Annotated in this window: 5 protein-coding genes and 4 pseudogenes; 5 read left to right on the top strand and 4 right to left on the bottom strand. The window is 58.2% G+C overall.

Annotated elements, in window-relative coordinates; translation table 11 throughout:
• Together ACZYOF_RS40950 and ACZYOF_RS40945 are read left to right on the top strand one after the other, a co-directional pair.
• Nucleotides 1-321 (top strand): annotated as a pseudogene (locus ACZYOF_RS40950) (hypothetical protein); the annotation flags it as partial.
• A gap of 259 nt (nt 322-580) precedes the next feature.
• Nucleotides 581-697, top strand: a pseudogene (locus ACZYOF_RS40945) (type 2 isopentenyl-diphosphate Delta-isomerase); the annotation flags it as partial.
• Here the strand turns inward: ACZYOF_RS40945 and ACZYOF_RS40940 are convergent.
• A pseudogene (locus ACZYOF_RS40940) lies at nt 692-832 on the bottom strand (cytochrome P450); the annotation flags it as partial. The pseudogenes ACZYOF_RS40945 and ACZYOF_RS40940 overlap by 6 nt on opposite strands.
• Nucleotides 833-868: 36 nt before the next feature.
• On the opposite strand from ACZYOF_RS40940, the pseudogene ACZYOF_RS40935 reads away from it, so the two are divergent.
• Nucleotides 869-1039, top strand: a pseudogene (locus ACZYOF_RS40935) (ISNCY family transposase); the annotation flags it as partial.
• 70 nt (nt 1040-1109) lie between these two features.
• Here ACZYOF_RS40935 and ACZYOF_RS40930 read toward each other — a convergent pair.
• A complete protein-coding gene (locus ACZYOF_RS40930; protein ID WP_463719300.1) occupies nt 1110-1769 on the bottom strand; it encodes a hypothetical protein in 660 nt (219 codons plus the stop codon).
• Between the two features lie 460 nt (nt 1770-2229).
• On the opposite strand from ACZYOF_RS40930, the gene ACZYOF_RS40925 reads away from it, so the two are divergent.
• Together ACZYOF_RS40925 and ACZYOF_RS40920 are read left to right on the top strand one after the other, a co-directional pair.
• Complete coding sequence (locus ACZYOF_RS40925) at nt 2230-2904, top strand: 4'-phosphopantetheinyl transferase family protein (RefSeq protein ID WP_463719299.1); 675 nt, start codon at nt 2230-2232, stop codon at nt 2902-2904.
• A gap of 88 nt (nt 2905-2992) precedes the next feature.
• Nucleotides 2993-3247: a hypothetical protein gene (locus tag ACZYOF_RS40920; protein ID WP_463719298.1), complete on the top strand. Its 255-nt coding sequence runs from the start codon at nt 2993-2995 to the stop codon at nt 3245-3247.
• Nucleotides 3248-3654: 407 nt separating this feature from the next.
• On the opposite strand, the gene ACZYOF_RS40915 is transcribed toward ACZYOF_RS40920, so the two are convergent.
• On the bottom strand, nt 3655-5217 hold the full coding sequence (locus ACZYOF_RS40915; protein ID WP_463719297.1) for a hypothetical protein: 1563 nt from the start codon (nt 5215-5217) through the stop codon (nt 3655-3657).
• A 7-nt stretch (nt 5218-5224) separates the two neighbouring features.
• Nucleotides 5225-7530: non-ribosomal peptide synthetase family protein (locus ACZYOF_RS40910; RefSeq protein ID WP_463719296.1), on the bottom strand; the 2306-nt coding region annotated here is incomplete at its 5' end.

Below are 7530 nucleotides of genomic sequence, written 5' to 3'. Positions count from 1 at the left end.
AGAGGTCCCTTCAGAGGGGAGCACCCAATCATCGCCCAGCGGCAGCGTCAATCACCCCGATCGGGCAATCCAAAGCATTCCGCGCAAGTCAAGGCCGGGCACGGCGATCCTCTCGTGACGCTCACGATCATCGGGGCCAGCGCCACCGTGCGCTGGGCCATGCGAAAGGGATCGATGGCGGATCCTTGGCTCTCGCGGATGCTTGAGCGCAAGCCGCCCATGCTGGTGATCGTCGCCTTGGCCAACAAGACGGCGCGCATCGTATGGGCGTTGATGGCCAGGGGCGGCATTTACCGGACGCCGGCGTTGGCAGCGAGGTAGTCCGCTCCTCGAGCGGACTACCCAAGTGTGAGAAGGTCGAACGGAGAGTATGGCGCTACGGTCAAAGAGACAGGATCGGGAAAACCAGATCATGGATACGTGCTTCGAGCGCGCGAGGTTGAGTTGGACCCGTTCCGCGAACTCCCATACGGGCCGGCGGCATATGACAGCCGCATCAGAGGCCGGACACATGTCAGCACCCGACCACGCTCTGCGCTCTTCGAAAAGATTCTCCTTGCACCAACGGGGGCGTCCACACGCGCTGGAGGCCGATGGACTCATCGTCCATCTCAATCCGCTGCAGGAAGCGGTACAGCCGGAGGGCGACCGCGACTGGCGCGGCGTCCTGGCGCAGATCGCTCGCGCCGCGCGCAGCGGTCTCGAACAACTGCGCGGCGATCGCCTCGACCTGCTGCGCGAGCAGCTTCACCCTGCGGTTGCTGAAGGCCGGCGCCACGACCGTGCGTAACCGGGCATGCTCGCCCTCCTCGTGCGAGACCAGCCACCCCGGAGGCAGAACACAACGCGCTCGTGCTCCTTTGACGGGTGCGCTCCTTTAATCGTGCGGCACAGACGCTGTTGAGCACGGTGCTGACGGAATTGCGCAAACAATTGCCTTTTTGCGCTGCTCGGCCTCGATACTGACAATGATACCGTGTTCATGAACCAGACGCTGAAAGCCTACTGCGAGGCGGCCAACATCGTCCTCACGCGTTGCACAACTGGCGGCGACCGTGGCTGGCGCCGTTCGCCGATGCCCGATCCTTGTTCAGAGAGGGATGTGGCTATCATAACGAGTGTTGGACCCACACATTCGGTTCCACGTAAATTCCATAATTCTGTTCAACCGACACAATCACTGGCACCAATGCGCCCTCGACCTCTGTCGTGCCCGAATGTTCGAACGCCGCCCCTGTCCATTGTGACCACTCCGCGATAGTTCCAACGATGGTCATAGAATAAGGGGCGATCTTCACTATTCTGCCTCCGGCACTTACGTGTGTTCGCAACCACGCGTCCATAGGCAAACCATCGGCACGCTGCAACTTGATATACTCGCGCATCGGCATCCGCGAGCCGAGTTGCTTTTGGCTGGGCCGGACAGGGGCAAACACTTCTGCAAAGCCCAACTTCTTCGCGCATGCCTTCAACGCATCCAGCATCGCCAGCGCATTGCCAGCGCCTCTCGCTTTGGTGACAAGCGCTATTTCTAGTGCGCTCATCGTCGTAGGCGTACGCCCTATAAGCCTGTCTTCATGAGCCCAGCGTATAGCCTGGTCCCAGCCGCCGTCTGGCAGTTCGGTGCGGCCCTCGATGTTGAAAGCAAATGGAACACCGAATGCGCGTCCGACGACCTCGCCATCGACAAGTCCTACAAAGGCGTAGTCCAGGTAGTCGAAGAATACAGATCCGCCAAAATAGAGCTTTGCCGTCGCGTCGTGACGCATGAACTCGGGCCACACACCATCCAAAGCCTTCGAAAAAACCAAGGGGATCAGATCCGGTCGGTCCCGCAAGGAGAATATCTCTAGCTTCATCTTCGCAACAACCATCACAGTCAACGGCAAGCTCTTCTTAAGCACTCCGGAAGCAGATTTCTAGCGGCTGGAATAGTTGACGGCGCGGCATCTGACTTCAAATTGACAGTTCGAGTGGCGTCTGGTTCGAGTTCAAGATCAAAAGACCTCAGATTGAGAAATGGTTCCAATTTGGCCACGAGAGCGGACATTCGTACTCATGGCCGGCTGCAGGGAAGCTGTCTGTCAGTTTTTCATTGATTGACGCTAGGCGACCGACCACGTTGTCGCGTGGCGGGACCTTGAGTTGCCCGCGATCTCAGGCTAGCTACCGCAAAGCCAGTTCAAGTTTGCAGCTTCACATCGACCATAACAAGGACTCGCACCAGTTATGAAAACGCTTGCGACGTTAGGGGCGGTCATCTGCGAAGCTTTGGCGTATGACATAACTTTTTCCGGCGGACCGATAGGTGCTGCCGTTCCCGTCACATTTCCCGCTGAAGCTGAAACGTTGGGGAACGTCTCGCTGCGTCGTGAGCGTGAGTTCGCCTGGGGACGGCATCACGCTCGTGAGGCGTTGCGTCGTCTGGGTTTCGCCCCCGTTCCGATCTTGTCGAGAGTAGATGGGGCTCCTCTTTGGCCTTCGGGAGTCGTCGGGAGCATTTCCCACTCTTCTTCTGAGTGCGGAGCGGTTGCCGGATGCTCCAGCAACGTACTCGCTCTGGGATTGGACATCGAAGATGAAGAACCGCTGGGAACCGACCTTCTGCCGATCATATGCACCCCCGCGGAAATAGAGCGCAGGGAGGGGTCCAGTAGTCGCTTCGGTCCAAAATTGATCTTCGCAATAAAGGAAGCAGTATACAAATCATATGCGCCAGCAACTGGTGAATTCTTGGATTTTCAAGATGTCGTAGTCAGGACAAATGACCCGAGCGGCTTTTTTCAGGCTGAGATTGTCAATTCGGAAAAACCTATGACGTTCGGCAGTCGAACCGTAAATGGAATTTATCTCCCCTTTGTCGGAGGAATTCTTGCACTAGCTGTGCGATTTCGAGGCGCGTAATCACGGGGGCTGCGTGCTGATTGGGAGTAGAGCATCGAGCCGAGGCCGTTCAGGGATAGCGATCGTTTGCCCACGACGAGCGAATGGCGTGGATATCGATGCCCGCGAGATTATCGTCAATATGGCTGAACGGTGGCTTTCAAGCTCACCGATGAGCGAGGCCCCTTCGCAGGTGCCGGAACGGCCGGCGAGCGGCTCGCGCCGGAAGCGGCGCTGGAACGTGCGCGGAATGCGTTTGACGGAACTTAGTCGGCAATATCAGTCAATTGAGAAATTGAGATGCAGTTCTCGATGCCGGATCAAAGGTCATCTGCTTCTCGCCTTGTGCCGGCGTTATGCATGAAGCCTATCGCGATTATCGGCAACGGCGCAAAACGGTCTTGGTTCGCCCACCCAAACGGTTCCTCGATCGCGTTCTATTGCGGAGTTCACCGAGCTTGACCAGGTCCTGCAAGCCTATCTTCATCAAGTAGCGCTGCGCGTGATCCGCGATGAGGTCTTTGCCCCATTGACTGGCCCATCTCCTCGAAACCCGCATCCATCAGTTCGGTGGTAGCGCCTCCGGAATCTCCTGCGCCTCGCTCACTTCGGCCGATCTCGGTTCGCGGTCGAGCGCTCTCGGCCATCGAGTGCTGCACGCGGTCTGAAGCGGCTCAGGTCCGTGCGCTCGTGCAGGAACGTGTGCGGGAACAAGGAAGACACGGATGCCCGCCCAAAGGCAAGACACGAGCATCTATACGGATTTGGTTGTCACAGGGCGGTCGGCGTGCTTTTGGCGAGGAAAGCCACTTTTTCCAACACAGTGAGCCCTCGTTCGACCAGACGATTGACACCTCGATCTCCCGCGTCGATGGCCTGCACGATTAACCTCGTGCTGAGAGACAGGCGCAAGGCAGCAACTCGGGCTCCCTCTAGTTCGCCGCAGAGAACCGGTTGTCCTAGTTCACAACGTACTGAAGATATTTCCCCGTAGCCCTCCGGTAAGCCCGTTCTCGCGACCAGGTTCCTCCTCATCTGATGGAAAATTTTTTTTGTATCTTCCGCGGCCAGCCGCCTTGGTCTTCCCCCCTGACCGATCCGAAACAGAAGGAAAGGAAAGATCGTCTGAATCTGGTCCCAGGGCTCACCCGTTACGGACGCATGGCGACGCAAGGCCGGCTGTTCTAGTAACTCAAAGTGCCGAGCGTCGTTGATCCAGGAGGTAATCGCATTGCAAAACGCCTGCACCACCTTTCGGACATCCTCCTCTGGAATTTTGCGAAAAGCGCGCAACTCCACGAGTGCAGCGTCCCACCGTAGAAGCAATCCAAAGTTACTGACATTGTGAAGCGAGTGGACGCCATTCCAATGTTGCGGCCACTCCGCGCGCGCGCTAGTCGCACTGATCGTGGGACTCAACGGTTGCTTCATCAGGCGACATGCCGCAGCCTTCGGTACCAGTAGCATTGCAGAAAATGCAGGACCGCCCACAAATTTTGAGCCGGTGACAATCACCAGACAATCCGCGATGAGATAACTTAGCAACGTGCTAGGTGCCAGCCGGAACTGAGCTGCATCGACAAGAACTTCGATGATATGGGGCCAGCGATGCTTCAGATCCAGCACCCGACCCGGACTGGGAGCTAACACTCCGGTTTTTGAAACGTCGGTCAGTACTACCAGAATGCGATCGTACCGCGTTACAGCGGTGGATACGATCGCCTCGAGTTCGTCATCAATGGTCGCAATTAATCGGAGGCCGCCGTTCTGTGTGCGGATCGTTATAGGTCTAACATCGATAGAATCGTCAAGATTACTTGCAGCTCCCGAGGCATCCGGCCCTGCATACCGAAAATACATGGTTCCAGCCAAAGCATCCGCGACTCCACTCCCGGTCTCCTCCGACTGAACCATAATTGCCAACGTCTTTGCCGCGGTGCTTCCAGCCACTAGCTTGGCAGCAAGCATGTGAGCGTCCGTTCCAGACGGAGAAACAATGGTCTCAAGTCCGGAAAGTTGTCTCAGGCCGCAGAGATCAACGAATTCGCTGCGCAGTCTGCAGATTTCCGACAAATAGATTTCCGCCGAGTTTCCGTTCTTCAACCTATGCAAGAGCCTATGACGGACCTGCTCCGCGGCGGAAAAACCGGGTTCAGAGATAGTGGACGCCGTCGCCGAACCAAATGCGAGTAGTCCATTATCGGGTCTCGGTCGGCAACCGTATTTATTGGCCAGTTCTTCCGGGTCGAGTTCGATACGCTCGTCGCCCCCCTCAGTCAGCAGTTCGCAAGTTGACGGAAGGTGAGAGCTAGCACGGAGTAAGGGCGTCATCATCACACGTTCAAGCGTTTACTGGAGCAGTGGGTGTTATCGGTGAACTGTTTAAGGCCTTTGATAAGCATCGCGCCAGAATTCGGCGGTTTTCTGGAGCACTCATCATCGTCGTGTGGTTGCCTGGAATTGGCACAGCATGAATGGCCGCCGCGCTCAAAACCTGATCCCAACCCCGCATGGGCGAACTTGACTCTGTATCTCTTGAAATCTTGGCTGCTCGTTCCCGACGACCGAGAAAAAGCTCTGCGGCATAAAACTGATGTATTTCAACCGGCAGGGATGGGACTTGATACAACTGCAGCGCTCTTTGAAATTTGGCTATTCTTTCGTACGTCAAAGCGTCGTTGTGGATATCATGATCTGCAGTTATCGCTCCAATTTGCTGCGCTTTGTTAAGCAACTGAGCAACTGAACTTTGTCTAGCAAACTGCTTCAACACTTCAAACTGCTCGTCATCCAAGGACTCGAGAGTTTCTAAGACCATCTCTAGTACTATTTGGGCTTCCGATCGGCTCAATGGATTTGCAGGCAACATAACGTCGATGAAAGCCATGAATGACACAGTTTCGTCGACGCTTTTTAAGCGCTGAGCAATTGCGTAAGCCAAGATTCCGCCTGAAGAGTATCCACCGAAGCGATATGGACCCCGAGGCTGAATCTCTTTAATCGCCAAGATTAGTTGCGAGGCCAGCCATTCAAGGGTTAGTGGACTAACTTCATTGAAAGGCGGCCAAGGCAGAGCATAGACAGGACAGTCTATGTCCATTTCTTTCATCAAGGTGAGAACATAGGAGCAATCTCCAAAACCTGTCGGAACAAAGAAGAGCGGCGGTTGCGATCCTGTGGCACAAACGGAAAGTACTCGAGGTGTATTGCGGTGCGGCTCCAAATCAACCTTCGAGGCAAGTTCCCTCAGAACAGGAGCTTGGAAAAGATCAGCGGCGCTAAACTTCAGCCCAAGATCTAGCGCTCGACTGAGAAGCCGCACGGCCAGCAGCGAGTGGCCGCCCAGCGCGAAGAAGTGGTCGTGGCGTCCGACCCGCTCCAGCCCCAGAAGCTCGGCCCAGAGCTTGGCCAGCGCCGTCTCGATCTCGCCCTGCGGCGCCTCATAGGCGCGGCGGGCATACGCCTCATCGTCCGGCGCCGGCAGCGCCAGGCGGTCCAGCTTGCCGTTCACCGTCAGCGGCAGCGCTTCGAGCTGCACGAACGCACTCGGCACCATGTAGTCCGGCAATCGCGCACTCAGATGCGTGCGCAAGATGGCGGCAAGCTCGCTTCCATCCAGCGCCTGCGATCCTGCCTCGGACGCACACACCACATAGGCGACCAGCCGCGGCTCGCCCGCGCCATCCTCGCGCGCCACCACTACCGCCGCGCGCACATGTGGCTGTTCCAGCAATCGCGCCTCGATCTCGCCGGGTTCGATGCGGTGGCCGCGGATTTTCAACTGGTGATCGGCGCGGCCGACATACTCGACCACGCCGTCGGAGCGCCAGCGCGCCAGGTCGCCAGTGCGGTACATCCGTGCGCCGGCCTCGCCGCTGAATGGATCTTCCACAAACCGCTTCCCGGTCAGCTCGGGCCGGTTCAGATAGCCCCGCGCAACGCCAGCCCCGCCGATATAGAGCTCGCCGACCACCCCGATCGGCGCGACGGTGAGGCCGCGGTCCAGGATATAGAGCGTGGTGTTGCCGATCGGACCGCCCAGCACCGGGCGATCGTCCTTTGCATCGAGGCGGTGGCGCGTCGACCAAACCGTGGTCTCGGTCGGACCATACAGGTTCCAGACCGCACCGGCCTGCAGCACCAGCCGCCGCGCCAGATCCGGCGGCAGCGCCTCGCCGCCGCACAAGACGCGGCAGCCTGTTGGCAGAAGCTCGCCTGACGGATCGTCGTGATCGAGCAGCATCTGCCAGGTCGAGGGCACCGCCTGGATCACCGTCACGCGCTGCGCCACGATGAGCGCCTTGAGCCGACCCGGATCATGCGCCGCCGCGCGATCGGCCAGCACCACCCGTGCTCCCAGGGTCAGCGGCAGCCACAGTTCCAAAATCGCGATGTCGAATGACAACGACGTCAGGCCGAGCACCCGGTCGTGGTCGTTGAGGCCCGGCCGCTCAGCCATCGTCGCCAGAAAGTTCGTCACCGCCTCGTGATGCACCATGACGCCCTTGGGCATGCCGGATGATCCCGAGGTGTAGATCACATAAGCGAGATGGCGCGAGCTCAGCCCGAGGGCGCGCACATCCGGGTCCGTCGCCGGCAGCGCCGCCCAGACCGGCGTCGCCGTCTCCAGATCGACCACCGTCAGAT

The organism is Bradyrhizobium sp. LeoA1Lang (assembly GCF_055413685.1).
Note: the sequence above shows the minus strand (reverse complement) of the source record. Positions and strands in the feature narration are given on the sequence as shown.